This window comes from Apilactobacillus kunkeei DSM 12361 = ATCC 700308 (assembly GCF_001281265.1).
Taxonomy (GTDB): domain Bacteria; phylum Bacillota; class Bacilli; order Lactobacillales; family Lactobacillaceae; genus Apilactobacillus; species Apilactobacillus kunkeei.
Window position 1 is genome coordinate 14,539 of record NZ_JXDB01000015.1, and the last position, 20,537, is coordinate 35,075.

The 20,537-nt window shown below is 35.7% G+C and carries 23 protein-coding genes and 1 pseudogene; 11 read left to right on the forward strand and 13 right to left on the reverse strand.

The features are described from left to right. Positions 1-72: 72 nt before the first annotated feature. Positions 73-186, forward strand: a pseudogene (locus RZ79_RS07360) (matrixin family metalloprotease); the annotation flags it as partial. A gap of 42 nt (positions 187-228) precedes the next feature. Here RZ79_RS07360 and RZ79_RS06775 read toward each other — a convergent pair. The 4 genes from RZ79_RS06775 to RZ79_RS06790 all read right to left on the reverse strand — a co-directional run bounded on the left by RZ79_RS06775 (position 229) and on the right by RZ79_RS06790 (position 4,273). Continuing rightward, the gene (locus RZ79_RS06775; protein WP_054450863.1) at positions 229-1,614 is read right to left on the reverse strand and encodes an amino acid permease; all 1,386 of its coding nucleotides are present in this window, start codon (positions 1,612-1,614) and stop codon (positions 229-231) included. 154 nt (positions 1,615-1,768) lie between these two features. Then, positions 1,769-3,154, reverse strand: coding sequence for an amino acid permease (locus tag RZ79_RS06780; protein WP_054450865.1), 1,386 nt, complete (start codon positions 3,152-3,154; stop codon positions 1,769-1,771). Positions 3,155-3,347: 193 nt separating this feature from the next. Then, positions 3,348-3,704, reverse strand: coding sequence for a hypothetical protein (locus RZ79_RS06785; RefSeq protein WP_034532328.1), 357 nt, complete (start codon positions 3,702-3,704; stop codon positions 3,348-3,350). Positions 3,705-3,718: 14 nt separating this feature from the next. Then, positions 3,719-4,273: an SDR family oxidoreductase gene (locus RZ79_RS06790; protein ID WP_054450867.1), complete on the reverse strand. Its 555-nt coding sequence runs from the start codon at positions 4,271-4,273 to the stop codon at positions 3,719-3,721. Between the two features lie 135 nt (positions 4,274-4,408). Between RZ79_RS06790 and RZ79_RS06795 the strand changes: the two genes are divergently transcribed. Together RZ79_RS06795 and RZ79_RS06800 are read left to right on the forward strand one after the other, a co-directional pair. Continuing rightward, complete coding sequence (locus tag RZ79_RS06795; protein ID WP_054450870.1) at positions 4,409-5,341, forward strand: aldo/keto reductase; 933 nt, start codon at positions 4,409-4,411, stop codon at positions 5,339-5,341. Positions 5,342-5,517: 176 nt separating this feature from the next. Beyond that, positions 5,518-6,828, forward strand: a complete 1,311-nt coding sequence (locus tag RZ79_RS06800) for an NCS2 family permease (RefSeq protein WP_054450872.1) — start codon at positions 5,518-5,520, stop codon at positions 6,826-6,828. A 49-nt stretch (positions 6,829-6,877) separates the two neighbouring features. Here the strand turns inward: RZ79_RS06800 and RZ79_RS06805 are convergent, their stop codons facing one another. Continuing rightward, a complete protein-coding gene (locus RZ79_RS06805; protein WP_054450876.1) occupies positions 6,878-7,330 on the reverse strand; it encodes a hypothetical protein in 453 nt (150 codons plus the stop codon). A 482-nt stretch (positions 7,331-7,812) separates the two neighbouring features. Here RZ79_RS06805 and RZ79_RS06810 point away from each other — a divergent pair, with 482 nt between their 5' ends. Beyond that, complete coding sequence (locus RZ79_RS06810) at positions 7,813-8,301, forward strand: hypothetical protein (protein ID WP_054450878.1); 489 nt, start codon at positions 7,813-7,815, stop codon at positions 8,299-8,301. Positions 8,302-8,345: 44 nt separating this feature from the next. Here RZ79_RS06810 and RZ79_RS06815 read toward each other — a convergent pair whose 3' ends face one another. Then, the gene (locus tag RZ79_RS06815; protein WP_054450881.1) at positions 8,346-8,696 is read right to left on the reverse strand and encodes a fluoride efflux transporter FluC; all 351 of its coding nucleotides are present in this window, start codon (positions 8,694-8,696) and stop codon (positions 8,346-8,348) included. Then, positions 8,693-9,076, reverse strand: a complete 384-nt coding sequence (locus RZ79_RS06820; RefSeq protein WP_054450884.1) for a fluoride efflux transporter FluC — start codon at positions 9,074-9,076, stop codon at positions 8,693-8,695. Before RZ79_RS06820 ends, RZ79_RS06815 begins: the two co-directional genes overlap by 4 nt. 250 nt (positions 9,077-9,326) lie before the next feature. Here RZ79_RS06820 and scrK point away from each other — a divergent pair, with 250 nt between their 5' ends. From scrK to RZ79_RS06835, 3 genes are all read left to right on the forward strand, one after another. After that, entirely contained in the window at positions 9,327-10,211 is an 885-nt protein-coding gene (scrK, locus tag RZ79_RS06825) for a fructokinase ScrK (protein WP_054450887.1), read from the forward strand. 261 nt (positions 10,212-10,472) lie between these two features. Continuing rightward, complete coding sequence (locus tag RZ79_RS06830; protein ID WP_034532357.1) at positions 10,473-11,474, forward strand: zinc-dependent alcohol dehydrogenase family protein; 1,002 nt, start codon at positions 10,473-10,475, stop codon at positions 11,472-11,474. Between the two features lie 19 nt (positions 11,475-11,493). Further along, the gene (locus RZ79_RS06835; RefSeq protein ID WP_053795955.1) at positions 11,494-11,886 is read left to right on the forward strand and encodes a VOC family protein; all 393 of its coding nucleotides are present in this window, start codon (positions 11,494-11,496) and stop codon (positions 11,884-11,886) included. A 49-nt stretch (positions 11,887-11,935) separates the two neighbouring features. Here the strand turns inward: RZ79_RS06835 and lepA are convergent, their stop codons facing one another. From lepA to RZ79_RS06865, 6 genes are all read right to left on the reverse strand, one after another. Beyond that, positions 11,936-13,729 (reverse strand): translation elongation factor 4, encoded by a 1,794-nt coding sequence (gene lepA / locus RZ79_RS06840; RefSeq protein WP_054450890.1) that lies wholly within the window; start codon positions 13,727-13,729, stop codon positions 11,936-11,938. Positions 13,730-13,742: 13 nt separating this feature from the next. Further along, positions 13,743-14,387, reverse strand: coding sequence for a TetR/AcrR family transcriptional regulator (locus tag RZ79_RS06845; RefSeq protein WP_051592189.1), 645 nt, complete (start codon positions 14,385-14,387; stop codon positions 13,743-13,745). A 104-nt stretch (positions 14,388-14,491) separates the two neighbouring features. Then, positions 14,492-15,826 carry a GH25 family lysozyme gene (locus RZ79_RS06850; RefSeq protein ID WP_054450892.1) on the reverse strand — a complete coding sequence of 445 codons (1,335 nt, stop codon included), beginning with the start codon at positions 15,824-15,826 and terminating at the stop codon, positions 14,492-14,494. Positions 15,827-15,901: 75 nt separating this feature from the next. After that, complete coding sequence (locus RZ79_RS06855) at positions 15,902-16,603, reverse strand: hypothetical protein (protein ID WP_053795959.1); 702 nt, start codon at positions 16,601-16,603, stop codon at positions 15,902-15,904. 77 nt (positions 16,604-16,680) lie between these two features. Continuing rightward, entirely contained in the window at positions 16,681-17,475 is a 795-nt protein-coding gene (locus RZ79_RS06860; protein WP_054450904.1) for a metal ABC transporter permease, read from the reverse strand. 8 nt (positions 17,476-17,483) lie between these two features. Then, positions 17,484-18,152, reverse strand: coding sequence for a metal ABC transporter ATP-binding protein (locus tag RZ79_RS06865; protein ID WP_237756552.1), 669 nt, complete (start codon positions 18,150-18,152; stop codon positions 17,484-17,486). Positions 18,153-18,280: 128 nt separating this feature from the next. On the opposite strand from RZ79_RS06865, the gene RZ79_RS06870 reads away from it, so the two are divergent. The 4 genes from RZ79_RS06870 to RZ79_RS06885 all read left to right on the forward strand — a co-directional run bounded on the left by RZ79_RS06870 (position 18,281) and on the right by RZ79_RS06885 (position 20,428). Further along, the gene (locus tag RZ79_RS06870; protein ID WP_080997505.1) at positions 18,281-19,144 is read left to right on the forward strand and encodes an N-acetylmuramoyl-L-alanine amidase family protein; all 864 of its coding nucleotides are present in this window, start codon (positions 18,281-18,283) and stop codon (positions 19,142-19,144) included. Positions 19,145-19,290: 146 nt separating this feature from the next. After that, positions 19,291-19,608 (forward strand): hypothetical protein, encoded by a 318-nt coding sequence (locus tag RZ79_RS06875; RefSeq protein WP_054450897.1) that lies wholly within the window; start codon positions 19,291-19,293, stop codon positions 19,606-19,608. Positions 19,609-19,773: 165 nt separating this feature from the next. Beyond that, positions 19,774-20,100: a hypothetical protein gene (locus tag RZ79_RS06880; protein ID WP_054450900.1), complete on the forward strand. Its 327-nt coding sequence runs from the start codon at positions 19,774-19,776 to the stop codon at positions 20,098-20,100. 25 nt (positions 20,101-20,125) lie between these two features. Then, positions 20,126-20,428 carry a hypothetical protein gene (locus RZ79_RS06885; RefSeq protein ID WP_054450902.1) on the forward strand — a complete coding sequence of 101 codons (303 nt, stop codon included), beginning with the start codon at positions 20,126-20,128 and terminating at the stop codon, positions 20,426-20,428. Positions 20,429-20,537: the final 109 nt, after the last annotated feature.

Below are 20,537 nucleotides of genomic sequence, written 5' to 3' on the forward strand. Positions count from 1 at the left end.
TCCTAGCAACGGCTATATTATCAGGAATAATAATATTATTAATAGACAGTTTTTGAAAAGTCTCGTTACTCTACTGATGATCAAATCCATGTAGCTGAACATGAATTAGGACATGCTTTAGGATTGGCTCACAATAAATTTAATGGCAAGTCTATTATGAATCCAGCTGATATGATTAACTATTAAACGAAAAAAAGAGATAGCTAAATTTAGCTATCTCTTTTTTATTTAGGCGGATTCTTTTGAGTTTCTTTCCTTTAAGTAAAGCAATCCACAGAAGACGATTGACCAGATAATTGCGCCCATTGCTCCAACGACATCACCTGGGATAAAGAATAGACTCGCAAAGATGACGAAGAAGAATAAGATTGTTAAAGGACTTGTAATTACGTATCCGGGCATCTTGAAACCATCGCTTAGAAAGTCGTTTGATGCGCGGTACTTTCTGTGAGCAATCATAGTTAGTAGGTAAACAATGATGTACATATCACTTGATGATCCAGCCACGATTGTAAATACAGAACTAATACTGTTACTTACACTCATGATTGGAGTAATGAAGATTATAGCAGCCGAGATTAGAATTGCAGCACTTGGGATTCCATTTTTAGAAACCTTACCAAAGTGTCTGTTCATGAACCATTCCTTACGTCCTTCAGTAGCTAGTTGGTAAAAATGACGTCCAGCAGAAAAAATAATACTGTTTAGCGAAGATGCAGCTGATGTTAATACAACGAAGTTAATAATAGCAGCGGCTGCAGGTAGTCCAGCAAGTGAAAATACTTGAACGAAGGGACTCTTATCTGGAGTAATTGAGGTCCATGGAATAACGGCCATGATAACGGCTAGCGCTCCAATGTAGAAGATCATAATTCTCCATAGAGTTTCGTTAACAGCCTTCTTCACAACTTTGTGTGGGTTCTTTGATTCACCTAGGGTGATACTTACGAATTCAATCCCTTGGAATGCGAAGAATACCATTGGGAAAGCAGAGATGAAGTTAAATGATCCATGTGGGAATAAAGTAAAATGATTAGTAATATTGCTAATTGATGCGTGTCCCAAAGGTGTTGATGTGTGTGAAAATACCATGATAATTCCAGTTACAATCAATGCGACAATTGCCACAATTTTGATCATTGCAAACCAGAATTCAGCTTCACCAAATAGTTTTGCAGCAATTAGGTTAATTGCTGTTAGGACAACCAAGAAGGCAACTTCGACAATCCACGATGGAATATTTGGGAACCAAAAGGCAAAGTATGTAGCAATGGCAGTTAGTTCAGCCATGCTGGCAAACAAAAGTCCTAACCAGTAACTCCAACCAGTGAAGTATCCAGCAGTTGTTCCAAGGTATTTAGAGATAAATGATACGAAAGTGTGTTGGGAAGGATCGGCGTAAAACATTTCTCCAATTGCTCTCATCATTAAAAAGAAGAAACATCCTAATACTAGGTACACTATCATTACTGACGGTCCCGTCTTTGAAATGGTACTTCCAGATCCAAGGAATAACCCGGTTCCGATGGTTCCACCAATCGCAATCATCTGAACGTGACGGTTGCTTAGTGAACGAAGTGTACCATCCGCATTTTTTGTGATTTTTTCTTGCATAAAGATTCCCCCTTTTAAGCTTATTGATTTATTCGTTGATCAACTTAACTTTGATTGTTGAAAATATTATCATCATTTTTCTAGATGACAATAGCTTTAAAGGAGTTTTGGCAAATGTCACAATGCGGTTGTAATATCATACAAAAGCGCTCAATTATGCATTAGAACGGGAAATAAGGCGTTTTATACCGATACCTGCATAGAATGCAACTGTCCAAATTACTGCACTAATTGCTCCGACTTCATCCCCTGGAATGAAGAACAAACTAACGAAAATGAATACGAAAAATAAAATGGTTAGTGGGCTTGTAAATTGGTAAGCAGGCATCTTAAATCCATGATCCAAGAAGTCGGATGACTTTCTGTATTTACGATGCGCAAACATGGTAAATAGATAAACGATAATACACATATCACTGGTTGCACCGGCAACTAAAGTGAACATGAATGAAACACTATGAGTAACCGTTAGGATTGGGTTAATCAAGATTAAAGCTGCGGTCAAACCAATACTGGCGATTGGAATCCCGTTTTTAGAAACGTGAGTTAGGTTTTTATGAATGAATCCATCGGTATGAGTATCCTTAGCTAGTTGGTACAAATGACGACCTGCTGAGAAGATGATACTGTTCAATGAAGAAGCAGCTGATGTTAATACCACGAAGTTAATTACAGCCGCTGCTGCTGGCAATCCTGCAATTGAGAAAACTTGAACGAATGGACTGTTAGTAGGAGATAGTTTTGTCCATGGAATTACCACCATGATTACTGATAGTGCCCCAATGTAGAAAATCAAAATTCTCCATAGGGTTTCATTAACAGCCTTCTTAACGACTGTCTTTGGATCTTTGGATTCACCAAGCGTGATGCTGACGAATTCGATTCCTTGGAAGGCAAAAAATACCATTGGGAATGCGGCAAAGAAATTAAAGAACCCATGAGGAAACATTGTAAAATGATCAAAAATATTCCCAAATGAAGCGTGACCAACTGGGGTTGTGGCGTGGAAGAACGCCATGAAAATCCCTGTCACAATCAACGCAACAATGGCAATCACCTTAATCATGGCAAACCAGAATTCGGCTTCACCAAAGACCTTAACGGCAATGATATTCAATGTGGCTAAGACGGCTAAAAAGACGACTTCGATTAGCCATGCCGGAATGTGTGGAAACCAAAAGTTCACATATGTAGCGATTGCTGATAATTCGGCCATGCTGGCAAATAGCAAACCAATCCAGTAACTCCATCCGGTGAAGTACCCAGCAGTATTACCGATATATTTAGTAATAAACGCTACGAAAGTATGCTGACTTGGATCAGAGTAAAACATTTCTCCGATTCCTCTCATCATCAAAAAGAATAAACAACCAGTTACTAAATAGACCAATAATACTGATGGTCCAGTCTTTGAAATAGTACTGCCTGAACCTAAAAACAACCCTGTCCCGATGGTCCCGCCAATTGCAATCATTTGGACATGGCGATTACTTAGCGAACGAATTGTTCCATCAGCGTTTTTCTTGTTTTTATCATGCATAGAAATGCCTCCATTCGGCTTTCCAATTTTCATAATTTATACTTATCCCACTTAATTGTTGATAATACTAGCATTTATCGCCCTTTTAATAAGCAAATCTGGATGAATTTGTAACATTATACATACGACTTGTAGAATCATACAAAAAAGCCACACCATTTATTGGTGTGGCTTCGTTTCATGTGAAACATTTTTATTTATTTTGTGGCAACTTGTTATCTGCTAACACATCGTTAGTGTATTGTTCCACTTGTAATGCAACCTCAGCAGCGTTTGGATCATTTGGTTGTAAATGACTAGCAGTGTCTTGTGCAACCGCCCAGTAAGCCAAACTATCGGTAACTGGAACGATATCTCTAACAATTTCCATCTTTAATTCTGGACGTTGTTTTTGGAGAGTTTCAAAAGTTCCGTAGTTGGTAATCATGTGAATTTCACCGCCAGACTTTGGTGAAACACTCTTGAAGATTACCAAGTGTGATTCCTTTTGAGTGTCAGTTAGTTGTTGTTTGATTTGTTTCAATTGTTCTTTGTTTAATTGTAATGCCATTTTAAGCACCTCACTTATCTTTCGATTAATCCAATGGATTGATTGATAAATTGTTGATATTCTACTACTTTCACGGCAGTGTTTGCAACATTATCCGCAGAAACACGACCGTATTGCATTGAGATTCCTTCATCAATTACGTCCAATTCACCTGTTTGTTCATCAACGATTTCGACCGGTCTTAGGATGGTGTATGGAATTTCGTATTCGTCAACCAACTTAACGGCGTATCTTTGTTGATTCAAATATTCCTTATTATTATCCACATCTGAATAAGTCACTTCTTCGGTTAATTCATTATCGATACCGGCTGTTGATAACATAATAAACTGGTCAAGTGGTGGGTTAACGCGGTCCAATGCTTGGATGACCGCTCCAATTTGTAGATCGACATCAAGTGGCCCCAAGAATGTGTAGATAACATTTACGCCTGCTAAATTATCGGCGTATGCACTAACATCCTCAAAATCGATGCCATCTAGTAAGTTTACTTCATATTGATTTGATAATTTATCATAGACCTTTTGACCTAATTGATGAAAATTACCAATAATCAAAACCTTCTTCATGGTTAACCCTCCTTCATTCATTAAATTTATTTTATCAAAAATTAATGCCTAAGTTAACGCCAAATGGTTTAAAAATCGGCGCTTAGGGTTCATAATTAATATGAACGTATAAAAAATTTGAGGAGGCCTTTTTACATGGTAAAAATTGGTAAATCAAACGTAGAATCAACCCCACTTGGTTTAGGAACCAATGCGGTTGGTGGTAACAACTTATTCCCAAACTTAAAAGATGAAACTGGTATTCAAATCGTAAAGACCGGTCTAGATTCTGGAATCACCCTATTAGATACTGCATTTGCATACGGTATGGGTCATTCAGAAGAACTAATTGGTCAAGCCATTAAGGGATACGACAGAAGCAAGTTCGTTATTGCTACAAAGGCCGCTCAAGACACATCAGACGGCGATGTTAAAATTAACAATAACCCACAATTCTTAAAGAAATCAGTAGATGATGCATTGAAACGTCTACAAACTGACTACATCGATATCTTCTACATTCACTTCCCAGATGACCAAACTCCAAAGGATGAAGCGGTTGCTGCATTAAACGAAATGAAGCAAGAAGGTAAGATTAAGGCTATCGGTGTCTCAAACTTCTCACTAGATCAAATCAAGGAAGCTAATAAAGACGGCTTAGTCGATGTTGTTGAAGATCAATACAGTCTATTACACCGTGATGCTGAAACTGAAATGTTCGATTACTTGCGTGAAAACAACATTTCATTCGTGCCATTCTTCCCATTAGCATCTGGTCTATTAACTGGTAAGTACTCAGAAGTTGTTGACTTCCCTGAAAATGATATCAGACACGGTAACCCTGACTTCACCGGTGAACGTTTCGAAAAGATCGTTGAAAAGGTTAACAACCTAAAGCCACTTGCTGATAAGCATGAAATTACTATTGCTCAATTAGTATTAGCATGGTACATCAAGAACCCAGATGTTACCGTTGTTATCCCAGGTGCAAAGCGTCCAGAACAAGTGAAAAGCAATGCTAAAGCATTAAACGTTTCACTAAGTGACGAAGAATATGCACAAATTGATAACGATTTTAAAAACATCTAATTAATTTTGACTCCAATGTTCGGATTTTACTACGACATTGGAGTTTTTTTATCATAAAAAGTCAATTTTTGTTTAAATTTGTCTAAAATAGTTCGCTTTTTACTGGACTTATGTTCTAAATATGGTAATATATACGTATAATATTAATAAATACGAACATTAAAGGAGAATGTTTCATGTTAAAAGGAATTGCTAATTTCTTTCATTTTGATGAACTAGGTACTAATTATCGCACTGAATTCATCGCTGGTTTAACTACCTTTGTTTCAATGGTTTACATTTTATTCGTAAACCCAAATGTTATGAGTGCTTCAGGTATCGATAAGGGTGCCATGTTCACTGCAACAGCACTTGCAACTGCTCTTGGATGTTTCTTAATGGGAATCATCGCTAACTACCCAATCGCTTTATCTACCAGTTTGGGTACTAATGCTTTCTTCGCCTACTCAGTCTGTGTGGGAATGAAGGTTCCTTGGCAAACAGCGCTAGCAGGTACATTTATAGCAGCTATTATTTTCATGATCTTAACTGCGTTCAAGCTAAGAGAAACAATCATCGACGCTATTCCTGCTGATTTAAAGAGTGCCATTGCTGGTGGTATTGGCCTATTCATTGCCTTTCTTGGTTTAAACCAAGGTGGCCTAGTTGTTGCTGACAAATCAACTCTAGTAACTCTTGGATCACTTAACGTTGGTAGTACTTGGTTAACCATCTTTGGTTTAATCCTAACTGTTGTATTAATGAGTGCCCGCGTTCCTGCTGCTATCTTCATTAGTATGGTTGCTACTACTGTCTTAGGTATGGTTACTGGATTAATCGCTTTACCAACTCACGTAGTTTCAAGCGTTCCAAGTATCAAACCAATCTTCTTAACTGCAATTTCACATGTTACTGATATCAACACTTTACAACTATGGATTGTTGTATTTACCTTCTTATTAGTTACCTTCTTCGATACCACTGGTACTCTGGTTGGTTTGGCTAAACAAGCTGGTTTCATCAAAGACAACAAGATTCCACGTATCGGTCGTGCCCTAGGTTCTGACTCAATAGCAATGGTTGGTGGTTCTCTACTAGGTTCATCCCCAATGGGTGCCTTCGTTGAATCATCAGCTGGTATAGCCGTGGGTGGTCGTTCTGGTTTCACAGTAATCGTTACTGGTATCTTCTTCTTACTAGGAACATTCTTCTCACCACTACTTGGTGTAATTACCGATCAAGTTACTGCTCCTGCATTAATCGTTATCGGTATTCTAATGGCTAACGCCCTACGTGATATTCACTGGGACAAGTTCGAATTAGCTGCTCCATCATTCTTGATTGTATTAGGTATGCCACTTACTTACAGTATCTCAGATGGTATTGCTTTAGGTTTCATCGTATACCCAATCTCAATGTTAGCTGCTAAACGAGGAAAAGAAGTTCACCCACTAATGTATGTACTAGGTGTAATCTTCATTATCTTCTTCTGGCTATTAAACGAATAATAAGACAAATAAAAAGAGACCTCTGTGGAGGTCTCTTTTTTGTGTTCATTCATAATTCATTTCGATAATTTATATACTTTATTATAGGACCAATAAATAATCCGATTTCTTTAAAATTACTAGAGTTAATTGAATCAACTTCTTTTGTTAAGAGTTTATGACCTCTTCGATGATTGTGAAGAGGAAGTGAGTATGATCTAAAACTAATTTCATTTTTTTTATTCAAAGAAAAGTCAAATTGGACCTCTTTATAACTAAACGAAATTAAAACATTGATATTATTTCGACAATATATCTTTACATCATCGGCATCAGGCAATTTTATTTGGATAGTTTTTAAAATATTTTGAATAACATTAGCCAAACAAATCAAATTACTTTGATTATTTATATCTGGAACATATTTTTGTGTAACAACATAATCTCTATATTTTTCATAATTATCCTCAACGTTTTGCTCATATGGTTCCATCGAGGAAAGAACATCAATAATATTTTGCATTAAATCATCTCTTTCAAAAAAATAATGTAGACAAATAATCATCTACATTGCAAATTGTAATCCACATATCTTAAGGGAATTTAACAAACTCATTAAAAACTTAATAACCTTAATATTTTGAAATAACCATCTAAAAATTGATATATCAACAAAACCCAAATAATAAATTCCATATATATTTCATTTTTTATTTATTTTTTTGATTATATTTTTTTATAAAATAAAAAAACAAAATGTTAATAATAAGGAAATTTCAATTTTGATTATATAACAAAAGTATAACTTTTCATCAATTTTTTTATATAACATTTAGAACTAATTCTTGCTAGCGGTGTTAGAATTCAATTGTTGATAAAACAAAAACCCTAAGTCTATGAATATAACACCATTTATGAACACTCCTCTCTATTTTATCAACACTTAAGAACAATGACACCGATACTATGTCGGTGTTATTTATTATCTAATTGAGGTGATGCTTTATGTCAGAATTAAATGAAGCAGATTACAACATTAGACTGTACGCTAATGGCGTGTACTATGATAACGATTGTATTAAAGATGCTCCACTAACTAGCACTGCAGTATGGGTATTTCTTATCATTAAAGACGATACCTTTTATCATGTTTCAACTAAGCAAGATGTCCTTATGGATGATCGTCTTGAAATGTTGGGAATAATTGATGGATTAGACGATTTACTATTTAAAGGATGGCAACACGAGCACATTCATGTTCACATTATGGAAGAACATCTTGCTAAAGCTATCCGATTGGGATGGCTATCATCTTGGGCTAACAATGGATGGAAAACCAAAGATGGCAACAAAATTGAAAAGATCGAACTTATGATGCGACTGCAGAGTTTACTAGATCAATTCGACAATCTGCAATGTACATGGGATCCGCTACATGATGACTTTGCATATAGCAAACTCTCTTTTATCCTTCGAAGATTAACTAATAAGTAAAGACATAAAAAGCCATAAAGCTTTTGCTTTATGGCTTATATGTTTTAAATAACATATCCTAAGAATGCCATGGTAATTCCAATCAAAGCACTTAATACATAATAAAAACATGCAACTGCTTTTTTCCTGGTACCTAATTGTACTGTTTCATTCATATAGGTAGAAAAAGTGGTGTATCCACCTAATACGGCGATAGAAAAAGCAAGGATAAAAGTATTTTTAGGTAGCTGTCCATTAACCAATCCTAACAGAAATGATCCAGTGATGTTAATGAAGAAAGTCGCCACTGGAAAGGCGTTTTTCGAAAACATCTTCTTTAGTCCATTGGTAACTCCAAAACGGATTAGAGAACCAACTGCGGCACCCAAACCAACGATTAAAACACTCTCAATCATAGTTGATCCTCCTTATTTTCAAAGCTTTGGCCTAATTTATTTCCAATCTGAGCTAATATTAAACCTCCGATTAGACTCACTAATACGTATAAAAGACCTATACCAATTTTGTGGTTTAAAAACAAATTGACACTGTCGAATGAAAATGTTGAAAAAGTGGTAAACCCACCAACTAAGCCAACACTTAGTCCTGTCATTAAATCATTAGATATCTCAATTAAATAAGGAAGTGCACCAGTGATAAACGCTAAGACAAACGCACCAATTAAGTTAATTATGATGGTTGCGATAAAGTGATCATCTCCAGCTAAAATCGTGAAGTATCCACGCAAAATACCGCCAATAAAGGCTAGAAGAAATATGTATAGTACTCTTCTCATCTAAAATTACCCTTTCTATTTATAAACATTCATAATAATAAATCTTATCATATGTCGTATATTTACTATACCAATTAGCATTTTTACTTTGACATTTAGTCTGTTAAAACTTATCATAATTAGAGAGTGATAACTAAAATTAAAAAACATTAAAAACAAAACTTAAAATCTTAGATAAAAAATTTTTAAAAACATTTTAAAACCGATTTATAGATAAGATAAGAAGATATAAATAAGGAGCAATAACTTTATGTTACTGGGAAGCATAGAGGCTGGAGGCACAAAGTTCGTTTGTGCTGTGGGTAACACTGACTACCAAGTGTTAGATAGTTTGGTAATTCCTACCACTACCCCTGCTGAAACCTTTAGTAAGGCTATCGACTTCTTCAAACAATTTGAAGATTTAGCAGCACTAAGTATTTCATCATTCGGCCCAATTGAAATTAGAAAAGATTCCACCAAGTACGGTTACATTACCGAAACTCCCAAGCCTGGTTGGTCAAATGAAAACTTTTTGGGAGTATTTAAAGAGGAATTTGATATTCCAATGTATTGGACAACTGACGTTAACGGATCAGTGTTCGGAGAATACGTTAATCTAAAAAATAGCGGCCAAAGGTTAGATTCTTTGGTTTATTACACTATAGGTACAGGTGTTGGTGCTGGAATCATCATTAACGGACAATTTGTAGGAGACATGGGCCATCCAGAAATGGGTCACGTGAAGTTAAAACGTCACGAAGACGACCTGGATTTCGATGGAATATGTCCATACCACAAGGACTGTCTTGAAGGACTAGTCTGTGGACCTACATTCGAAGCCCGTCTTGGTATGAAGGGGCAAGAAGTTGCGCAAACTAACCACGTTTGGGACATCATGGCCTACTACGTAGCACAAGCTGCATTGCAAACAACACTAACCTTCAGACCTGCCAAGATTATTTTTGGTGGTGGCGTAGTTAGTGAAAAATTTCTCAAAAAGGTTAGATCGGAATTTTCTAGGCTATTAAATGGCTATATTGACATTAAGAACCTAGAAGAATACATTTCAACTCCAACCCTTGATGGAAACGGCTCTGCAACCTACGGAAACTTCGCTTTGGCTGATGCTTTGATTAAGCACGAAGTTAAATAAGTTCAGTTTTACACAATCTAAAATTGAATTGATTGAATATTTTTATAAAAAAATTTACACGGCGTAAAACGTTATTATATCAACGTTATACGCCGTTTTTTCGTACGTTTTATATAAACTTAAGAATTAAATTTCATCAAAACACTTTCATTTTTTTAAAAATGAGTTATTATAATACTTGTAAGTTTGTGAAAGTCTTAATTAACTCACAACTTCATAAAAAATAATACTTAAAATTCAATTTGGAAAGGATCTTGAATTATGAAAGCATTAGTTTTAACAGGCAAGAAACAATTAGAAATCCAAAACACTGAAATGCCAGAACCAAAGGCAAATGAAGTTGTTATCAACGCAAAATACGCTGGTATCTGTGGTACTGACTACGCACTATACAATGGTCTACCAGGTTCAGCTGACGCTGTTCCTCCAATCGTATTAGGTCACGAAAACTCTGGTGTTATCTCAGCTGTAGGTTCAGATGTTACTGATCTTAAAGTTGGTGACCGTGTTACTGTTGACCCTAACATCTACTGTGGTAAGTGTGACTACTGTCGTACAGCTCGTCCAGAACTATGTGACAACCTATCAGCCGTTGGTGTTACTAGAAATGGTGGTCTAGAAGAATACTTCACTGCCCCAACCCAAGTTGTTTACAAGTTACCAGACAACGTTGACTTGAAGTCAGCTGCTACTTGTGAACCTATCTCATGTGCCGTTCACGGTATGGACTTATTAAACATCAAACCTTACCAAAAAGCTCTAGTTATTGGTGATGGTTACATGGGTCTAATCTTTGCACAATTATTACGTTCATACGGTGTTAAAGAAGTTGACTTAACTGGTCGTCATGATGACAAATTAGCTGCTGAAAAAGAAAAGCTAAACATCGACCGTGTTATCAACACTACTAAGGAAGAAATTCCAGCCGAATACGACGTTGTTATTGAAGCCGTTGGTCAACCAGCTACTCAAGAACAAGCAATCGAAGCAACTGTTAAGGGTGCTCAAGTATTAATGTTCGGTGTTGGTGCTCCAGATCAAAAATTCAGCATGAACACTTACGAAGTATTCAAGAAACAATTAACTATCCAAGGTGCATTCATCAACCCTAACTCATTCGAAGATGCTATTGCCCTACTACAAAGTGGTAAAGTTAATGTTGAAAAGATTATTGATAACATCATCTCACTAGAAGACGTTGAAAGTGTCCTAAACGGTACTTCAAACCTAACTGGTAAATGTGTTGTTAAAGTTTCTGACTAATTTTTTGGAGGCTTAAATTATGGCTTTAAACGATTACTTTGATGGACTACAACACGTAGGTATCCCATCAAAAGACTTAGACAAAACAATCGAATTTTACAAATCACTTGGTTTTGATCAAGCTGGTTTATTCCACAATGGTGAAAACCGTTGTGCCTTCATGAGATACGGTAACCTAACCGTTGAAACATGGGAAGGCGATCCAGTTGCAATGGAAAATGGTTCCATCAACCATATTTCAATGAACTGTACTGATGTTGATAAAGCATTCGCAGCCGCTAAAGAACAAGGCTTCGATGTTTTAGACGATGAAATCCAATCAATCCCTACTTTCTGGGATAACGGAATCCGTTTCTTCAACATTCAAGGTCCTAATCATGAAAAGATCGAATTTTGCCAAATTGTAAAATAATATCTTTCGATCATAAAAAGCACCCAGGCATAATGCTTGGGTGCTTTTTTTATTCAATATTCAAAATTGCATCAAATACTGATTGTGGTAGTTGAATTGATTCACTAGCACTCTTGCGTTTATTCAAACTCTGACGTCGCAATAGTGCTTGCTTTTTAGATACACTCTTTTTATCACCACTAACAGCGGCATTTTTGCGCAATGGTGGCACATCTACTCTGGCAACCACCCTTCCCTCAATATATCCTTGTACTGGCATTGGATATAATTTTCGAGGAATTACATACTTAAGTTTATGAACTATTTCTTGTGCTAATTTTTCGGCATTTAAGCGGTGAACAATAAACGTTAGTTCATCCACTGGGGCGTAGTTTACATCGATTGTAATTTTAACGATATCCGATTCAACGTACTCCATAAATTGACTATCGTATGTCGCAAATCCATGCGTAATTGACTTCAACTGATTAAAGAAATTAAACGCAATTTCAGCTAGAGGAACACTGTAAGTCATCTTAACTAATTGATCTGTGTTATCCATATCTAACAAAATCCCTCTACTCTTGCTTACTAATGTCATCACGTCATTAACAGTCTCACTTGGAGTTTCAATAACGACCTTGTTGAAAGGTTCTTCAACGGTATTTAATAAGGAAAAGTCTGGTAAATCAGACGGATTATTAATCGTCTTCAACGTATCATCATTTTTAAGAGTATAACGGTAATTAACATTAGGTGATGTGATTATTACGGGCATTGAAAATTCATTAATTAATCTTTCGCGGACAATTTGAAGGTGGAACATCCCCAAAAATCCACAACGATAACCTGGTCCCAATGAATTAGAGACATGTTCAACAAATTCAATCGATGAATCATTTAACTTTAACTTTTCCATTGCTACTTTTAAGTCGTCAAAGTCAGCATCCTTAGGATAAATTCCCGCAAAAACCACACTATGCACTGGTTTGTAACCCGCAACCGCTCTATCAGTTTGACGAGATTGACCAGTAATCGTATCACCGACACGAACATCCGATGGATCTTTAATCCCAGTGATAACATAACCGATGTCACCAGCTTTTAATTCTTTTAATGGTAATAGTTGCGGGCTAAAAATGCCCACTTCTGGTGTCTCAAACTTCATCTTCTGATTAATTGACATCAACTTATCGTTAGCATTGATTACCCCGTCAATAACCTTCACATATGCGACAACTCCTTGATAAGAATCATAATGTGAATCAAAAATCATCGCCTTTAATGGCTTTTTTTCATCACCTTTAGGACTTGGAATTCGATTGACAATTGCCTCTAAAACTTCATTCACATTCAATCCCGTTTTAGCTGAAATATGAATAATATCAGTTTCTAAAAATGATTCATCTAACTCATAAAGTTGTTGTTCACACATATCAACTTGAGCACTTTGATTATCAACTTTATTAATGACCGGGATAATCACTAAATTATTATTTTTAGCAATCCGATAATTGGCGACGGTCTGTGCCTGTACTCCCTTGGTGGCATCCACTAATAAGATAACGCCATCGCTGGCCGACACGCTTTTTTCGACCTCGTAATTAAAATCGACGTGCCCAGGGGTATCGATTAAGTTCAATTCATATTCTTGGCCATCAGTAGCACGATAAATATTACGTACTGTTCTAGATCTGACGGTAACTCCATGGTCTTGTTCGACCTTCATATCATCTAAGACTTGTTCTTCATTGCCACGAAAACTAAAAGTATCAGTCATCTTCATAATTTGATCGGATAATGTCGATTTTCCATGATCAATGTGGGCAACAATCGAGAAATTACGGATATTTTCTTGTTTCATCATAGTTACTCCTTTATTTACCAAGTAACCCCGTTAAATAAAAATCAAACGTTTCAATTGAATCATTTAGAATACTAACTTTAAAATCATTCATATCAACTCGAATTGGTTCTTGGTTAAACGAATCTAAATTCGATAGGTTAATTAACCCACTGGCAATACTACTTTGAATAATGAAGATTTTATTGGCAGTCTTTACACCAATTGAAGGAAATGAATCATGAATGAATTTAGCTAGCCTTTCATGGACTTCATATAATCTTTGGCGCCCTTCAATTGTCTCTTCTTTAGATGCCTTACCTTCTAGAATTGGTCCTCTCAATGCGTTCAATTTAATTAATGTTAAATGGTTTTCAATTAGGTCCTTAGTGTTTGCTAGTAAAAACGATTTTAATTCATCTTCGGTTGTTAACTTGGTCTTTTGTAATTGATTTAGTGTTTCTAAAAAGAATTTTTGATATCCCACCAATAAAAGGTGCATAAATATATTTTCCTTAGTCTTGAAATAATTAAAGACTGTTCCCTTCGCAATGTGGCTCTTTTGCGCAATTGAATTAATGGAAATATCATAAAAGTCATTTTCTTCAAACATCTTAAGCGCTGTTTCTGCTATCAACGCCTGTTTACGTTGTTTTTCGTCGGCAGTTTTTATATTCATGATTGACTCCTTTTTCTAAAATGACCATTGGTCACTATTGTATATGAAGTTAAAAATTAATACAACAAAAAAACGTCCAATCATTTAGATCGGACGTTTTTATTTTAAGCCACGCGGTATTGATATTTCTTAGCATGCTTGTGGTGAATCCTCTTCACACTGTATTTATAGTATTTTTTAGACTTATTATGCTTCTTATTCTTATAAGAACGATGTAACTTCTTATGCTTCAAGTTATTCTTAACGTGGTAACTAAGCTTCTTGGCATAATTATACTTGGCATGCTTACGAGTCTTCTTCTTAGCTAACTTGTAAGTATATTTTTTCTTACTGTGCTTCTTGTACTTCTTAGCATGTTTTTTTGCGATACGTTTCTTTGTAGCATGGTTTAGCTTGTAAGTGTACTTACTATGCTTTTTGGCGTGCTTCTTGTAAGCCTTCTTGTGGCTCACCTTTTTGGTAGTAGCACTAGCATATTGATAAGTATTGTTAGTAATTGCAATCTTCTTTGTAGCTTGTTTTTTTATGCGATGTGCACGTTTTACATGCTTCTTGGTGTGATGACTTACTTTATTAACAAGTGGTGTGTATTGGACCTTTTTAGCCTTTGCAGAGGTAGTCTTAGTAATAACTTGTGTCTTAGTGGCCTTATGTAAAACATTGTCTGTAGCATGTTTTTTGATGTGTCTAGCGGTTCCTGTCTTAGCAACAGTACGCTTGTGACCGTTAGCAGTCTTTTCGGTTGTCCAGAATGCTAACTTACGACCACCAACCGGAATGGTGTCGGCATCTAGAGATTCACCTAATGCCTTACTTTGGTACTTGTCTGTGTATTGCCACAAATCATAGTTGTACTTTGGATTTGGTGTGTAGTTGGTGTAGTTAGCCAACCATACCGCACTGTATGCATTCAAAGTACTTTGTTGGAATTGATCCAAGATTGATTGTGAACTGTACAAGATAACCGGTTGTTTGGTTAGTTGTTTCATCGCGTTTGCCCAACTGACCGCATTTTGATTGGATGTGTTGGTAAAACCAGTTTCAAAATCATTTACATAGAATCTAGCATTTGGGGCTAGTGAATATAGACGTTGTGCTTCTTCTTGAGCTTGAGCGGAATTGGTGTATCTACTGTAGCTGTATACACCGTATGGAATGCCATACTTGTCCATCAAGCTGATATTATTATTTACCTGTTGATCATGATATTGACCATCTTGAATTCTTAAAACAACGAATTTAACTTCATTCTTTAAATTCATTACTTGTTGATCATTTAATTGCCCCTGAAATTCAGAAATATCATAGGCCACTGGTGTGTATGGTTTAAATGATTGAGTTGTATCAGCGTGAGACTTGATACCATTCAAAGATAAGGCCATTGTTGATCCTAACGCCGCGGAAAATAATAAATGTTTTATTTTTTTAGAATCATACATTTTCCAATACCTTCATTTCGAATATTTTTTGTCACAATAAAACCAGGTCAAAATAACCTGGTTTTTTTAATGCATTTACTTAAGTGAAGTTACCATTTCTAATGCTGTGTTTAGAGAGTTAGCTTTAATTGAGTAAACGTCATTACCCATTTGCCAAGTAATAGTTGCTGAACCATCGATTTCAGCGGTAATACTACCCTTGCTTTCTGGAACTGGTAGGTTGTGGTTTTGGATGTAACTTACCACGGTCTTACCCTTAGTAGTTGCGGCACCCTTGTTCTTACCGAAGTTACTACCGTGTGTTAGTAGTGACCAGTTACCAAAGTTTGCTTGGATGTATTCTTGTCCGGCACCTTTATCTGAGTGACCAACAACGTTGTAACCTAAGTTAACTGATGGTAGACCAGCAACGTTTGCAGCAGCTTGGTAGCCAACTTGTTGCATTGCAGCTGAATCACTTTCATATGTGTGCTTAGTGTAGGTAGCGTATGTTGAACCATTGTTTAAGTAACTAATTGTAAAGTTGGTCTTGTTTCCATCCAACTTAGCATTTACGCTTTGGCTTGAATCTAAGCCATTGCTTTGTGGTAACTTTTCATTTCCTAATTTATTTGAAATCTTGTCATTGCTTGATGATGCTGATGAGCTCATCTTACTAGTTTGAGTAGTTGAAGTTGAACTTGATGCATCACTATTGTCGCTTTTCTTTTGTCCACAAGCAGTTAAAACTAATCCTAAAACTGCAACTGCAGGTAAAATTTTCTTCCATGCTTTCATAATGTAGGACATCTCCTTAAAAAAACTATTTGAGATTAGTATAACAAAACATCAACGTTACGTTAATAAAGTTTGTATTAAATTCTTGTTACTTTATCATAGATTACCGCAATAATATAAATGATTGTTTCGATTGTTGCGATAAAGAAACTCACTGGTAAGTTTGTTATAAAGCTTAAGTATAGACCAAACCAAGTCCCAATTAAAGAAAAGACAAATGTCAAAATGGTCATTGACCAAATACTGTGCACAAAGTAGCGTGCTGATGAGGCTGGAATAGTCAATAGCGCAAAGATTAGAAGTGATCCGACGATTTGTGCTGTCACACTGACAGTACATGCAAGTAGAATCAAGAAAATCACTGATACTAAGGTGTTGGCACGGGAGTTAAAACTAGCGCCAACATTATCAAATGAGTTATATTTTAGTTTTCTGTAAATCAAAGTGGTAATTACGATGATGGCGATACTTAATCCCACCAACGTTTGTACATTGCTGTAACTAATTCCGACGATACTACCAAATAAGATGTTGGTAGCGTAACTTGATTGGGTATCAGCCAATGATAGGAATAAGATTCCTAGCCCAATGAAGAATACCGAGAAGACACTGATTGATGATTCACGACGGCTCACCCTTGAACCAACGGTACCAATCATCAATGAACTTAATACGGTGAATAATAGCATCCCTAAGATTGGGTTGGTTCCCAAGAAGACACCAAATGATGCCCCGGAGAAACTAATTTCGGAAAGTGTGTGGGTGAAGAAAGCAGTCTTTCTAGCAACCACGAATACCCCCATCAATCCACATAGAATGGAGATGAAGAAACTAGCGACGAAGGCGTATTGCATGAATGGATAACTTAGCATTTCTAACATTATTGTGCCTCCTTCACTGGTTTAATGGTGCCGGCTTGATTGGCAATGTTTAAATCATAGTCACCATATTGTTGTACTAAAACCGGATCATGAGTGATGAATAATACGGATGCTCCAGTTTCAGCAATGACGCTTTTAACTACGTCTAATAGCATGAATTTAGCTTCCTTATCCAAGCTGGCGGTACTTTCATCCAAGATTAGTAACTTAGGTTGAGATACCAATGCTTGAGCCAAGTAGACACGTTGTTGTTCCCCACCGGAACAGCTACCCAAAGGTGTGTTGGCCAAATCTTGCAACTTGGTCATTTCGATAACTTTTTGGACACTTTGTTTTTCTTTTTTGCTCAACCATGGCAATATTGAATGTTGTAAACCTAATCCGATAAAATCAAAGACGGTCAATGGATAGTCATCATCAATATTTCTCAATTGAGGAATGTATTGCATATCTGATCGTTTGATTTTGGATTGGACGTGTTCATTTTTATTAAATTGTTTTAAAATAGTCTTTATTAATGTTGTCTTCCCAACACCATTTTCACCAGTAACGCAGGTTAAGGTCTTGGCAAAGATATCAAAAGACAAATCGCTAATTAATTTACGGTTCTTAACAGATACGTCTAAATCGCGTACTGATAAGATTAAATTGGATTCTGTACTCATCATTAATCCTCACTGTTTCAATTATTTATATATCATTGTAGTCTGATTATGAAAACAATCAAACATCTGATATATATTAATTTTTGTTATATAATTGATTTTAACATACATAATACAATTGGGGTGATAATTTGGTTAATCGTTTTATAACTAGATTCAGGGAAACACCAAACAACAAGCTGATTTACCGCGGTGTCGTAACTTTTATCCTCTTAGTAATTTTAATAATCGAATTAGCCAGATTTTTATCATTACCTAAGGTTGATGCCACTACTTTATATCTACGTGAACAACCCAACGACGAATCAAAAATAATTAAAACAATTCCACATGGTCGTCATTTAAGTATCATCAAATCAAAAAACAATTGGTGGTACACAAAATATAATGGTCTAAAAGGTTGGGTGCCTTCATGGCTAGTTAATGTCGATGACTACGATGTCAAAACCGGCGACAAGTTAGCCCAAAAGACAATCATTATTGATCCTGGCCACGGAGGTGGCGATTCCGGTACCCTTTCAGCCAACCAAAAGTACATGGAAAAGACATATACATTACAAACTGCAAAAAAAGTGGCCGCAGAATTAAGAAAAAAACACGTGAATGTCGTTATGACTCGCACTGATGATACTTACGTGACATTGAAAAAACGAACAGATATGGCCAGTGATTATCACGCCGACCTCTTCGTTAGCTTCCACTTCAATTCCGATAACGGATACGGCAGAGCCAATGGTTATGGTATCTACAACTACCACAAGAATGCGGTCAAGGTGGCCGACCAAGTCGCAGATGGTTTAGACAACCTCCCCGTTTCAAATCGCGGGGTCTCATTTGGTGACTACTACGTCTTACGTGAAAACAAACGTCCGGCAATCTTATGCGAAATGGGGTTCATGGATAGCTCACACGATCTTCCATATATTCAAAGTTCCACTTACCAAGAACACGTCGCAAAGGATGTCGCAAAATCACTTGATAAATATTTCAATTAATTATACAAAGCGTCCATTAAGGGACGCTTTTTTTAATGTTTAAAACGTATATAAGACAACATTTATAACATTTTTTCTTTTTTTCGTTATAATACACTTAGTTAATTAAACGAATATTACATAACAAACATGGAGGAAATACACTCATGAAAAAATCAACTAAGATACGACTTAATCTCCTTATTCTAGTCGGTATTTTGTTAGGATTTTTAGCAGAGGTGTTTTTAACCATTCTTGATAACTGGGCATCCACCGCAATTATCTCGTCTACAATAGATGTGTTCATTTCAATTTGCGGAATTACTATTTGTGGTGTCGTTTTTATTTTTTCTTATTTAGGCATAGTTAAGCACGACGACAAGTGGTCAATTAGAGGCTATTTTTACTCATTTATTTTTTATGATGTCATGGTTATTTTTGGTGGCGTAACCGGCAAATTTGTCCTACAACTGTTTATCAATTAATGATTAAAAATAAATCTGATTTTTTAAAATGTCTTGTTTTATTAATTTATCTTTATATTTTTAAAGTTTTATATAATTTTAAACCATTTCCATATAAATATTTTTCTCTTAAATTATAATGATAACCGTTGTATAACGGTTCTAAATTTAAGGGAGGAAAATATAGTGGATAATAAGACAAGAAATCGGATAATCAAGCTATGTATTACTGGTATTATTCTTGGCTTCTCTTCAGAATTAGCCTTAACAATCCTATATTCATGGCAAATTGATTTTATCAAATCTTCATATATATATTTTGCACTATCCATTGTATTAATGATCTCAATCGGTCTTTTGATTATATATTTGTTCCTTAGAATCATTATGGTCTATCCTTTAGGATCTAGTTTTCACTATCTAATACACTTCGCAGTATACGATGTATCAATACTAATTGGCGGATCTTTGGGTAAGGTTATACTAACTGAAATAATTAATAACCTAAAATAATAATTTATAGGAGTCCTATATTTAAATGAAAAAGCAACGTTTGTCTCAGTTGGGTAATATGGCTTTAATCGGCTTAGAGACTGGTATCACTTTCTTAGTGCTGGGTAATTTAACCCAGTACGTGTTAATAGATCCCGAAGGGGCAAATCTATTTGAAATCATATTTGGCGTAATTGCTGTCATCTTATCACTAATAATTTTCTACGAGTCGAATAAAAAATTTTACCCACTCACTGATTGGCAATATCAGGGGAATTTAATTGCATTTGAAAGTTCATTCTTTTTCGGGGTATTTATCGCAAAAGTTATTATGGATTTATTCATATAAAAAAGAGACCTCTTCGGGAACTGAAGTTATAATATTGAACAGATAAATAAAAGCACTTTCGATAAAATGATTATTTTAATTTGATAAAATAACATAATTCGGAGGTGTT

Bases quoted from the DNA above. Each gene is read 5' to 3' on its own strand.
- RZ79_RS06775 (WP_054450863.1), bottom strand. From the start codon at position 1,614: ATGCAAGAAAAAATCACAAAAAATGCGGATGGTACACTTCGTTCACTA.
- RZ79_RS06780 (WP_054450865.1), bottom strand. From the start codon at position 3,154: ATGCATGATAAAAACAAGAAAAACGCTGATGGAACAATTCGTTCGCTA.
- RZ79_RS06785 (WP_034532328.1), bottom strand. From the start codon at position 3,704: ATGGCATTACAATTAAACAAAGAACAATTGAAACAAATCAAACAACAA.
- RZ79_RS06790 (WP_054450867.1), bottom strand. From the start codon at position 4,273: ATGAAGAAGGTTTTGATTATTGGTAATTTTCATCAATTAGGTCAAAAG.
- RZ79_RS06795 (WP_054450870.1), top strand. From the start codon at position 4,409: ATGGTAAAAATTGGTAAATCAAACGTAGAATCAACCCCACTTGGTTTA.
- RZ79_RS06800 (WP_054450872.1), top strand. From the start codon at position 5,518: ATGTTAAAAGGAATTGCTAATTTCTTTCATTTTGATGAACTAGGTACT.
- RZ79_RS06805 (WP_054450876.1), bottom strand. From the start codon at position 7,330: ATGCAAAATATTATTGATGTTCTTTCCTCGATGGAACCATATGAGCAA.
- RZ79_RS06810 (WP_054450878.1), top strand. From the start codon at position 7,813: ATGTCAGAATTAAATGAAGCAGATTACAACATTAGACTGTACGCTAAT.
- RZ79_RS06815 (WP_054450881.1), bottom strand. From the start codon at position 8,696: ATGATTGAGAGTGTTTTAATCGTTGGTTTGGGTGCCGCAGTTGGTTCT.
- RZ79_RS06820 (WP_054450884.1), bottom strand. From the start codon at position 9,076: ATGAGAAGAGTACTATACATATTTCTTCTAGCCTTTATTGGCGGTATT.
- scrK (WP_054450887.1), top strand. From the start codon at position 9,327: ATGTTACTGGGAAGCATAGAGGCTGGAGGCACAAAGTTCGTTTGTGCT.
- RZ79_RS06830 (WP_034532357.1), top strand. From the start codon at position 10,473: ATGAAAGCATTAGTTTTAACAGGCAAGAAACAATTAGAAATCCAAAAC.
- RZ79_RS06835 (WP_053795955.1), top strand. From the start codon at position 11,494: ATGGCTTTAAACGATTACTTTGATGGACTACAACACGTAGGTATCCCA.
- lepA (WP_054450890.1), bottom strand. From the start codon at position 13,729: ATGAAACAAGAAAATATCCGTAATTTCTCGATTGTTGCCCACATTGAT.
- RZ79_RS06845 (WP_051592189.1), bottom strand. From the start codon at position 14,387: ATGAATATAAAAACTGCCGACGAAAAACAACGTAAACAGGCGTTGATA.
- RZ79_RS06850 (WP_054450892.1), bottom strand. From the start codon at position 15,826: ATGTATGATTCTAAAAAAATAAAACATTTATTATTTTCCGCGGCGTTA.
- RZ79_RS06855 (WP_053795959.1), bottom strand. From the start codon at position 16,603: ATGAAAGCATGGAAGAAAATTTTACCTGCAGTTGCAGTTTTAGGATTA.
- RZ79_RS06860 (WP_054450904.1), bottom strand. From the start codon at position 17,475: ATGCTAAGTTATCCATTCATGCAATACGCCTTCGTCGCTAGTTTCTTC.
- RZ79_RS06865 (WP_237756552.1), bottom strand. From the start codon at position 18,152: ATGATGAGTACAGAATCCAATTTAATCTTATCAGTACGCGATTTAGAC.
- RZ79_RS06875 (WP_054450897.1), top strand. From the start codon at position 19,291: ATGAAAAAATCAACTAAGATACGACTTAATCTCCTTATTCTAGTCGGT.
- RZ79_RS06885 (WP_054450902.1), top strand. From the start codon at position 20,126: ATGAAAAAGCAACGTTTGTCTCAGTTGGGTAATATGGCTTTAATCGGC.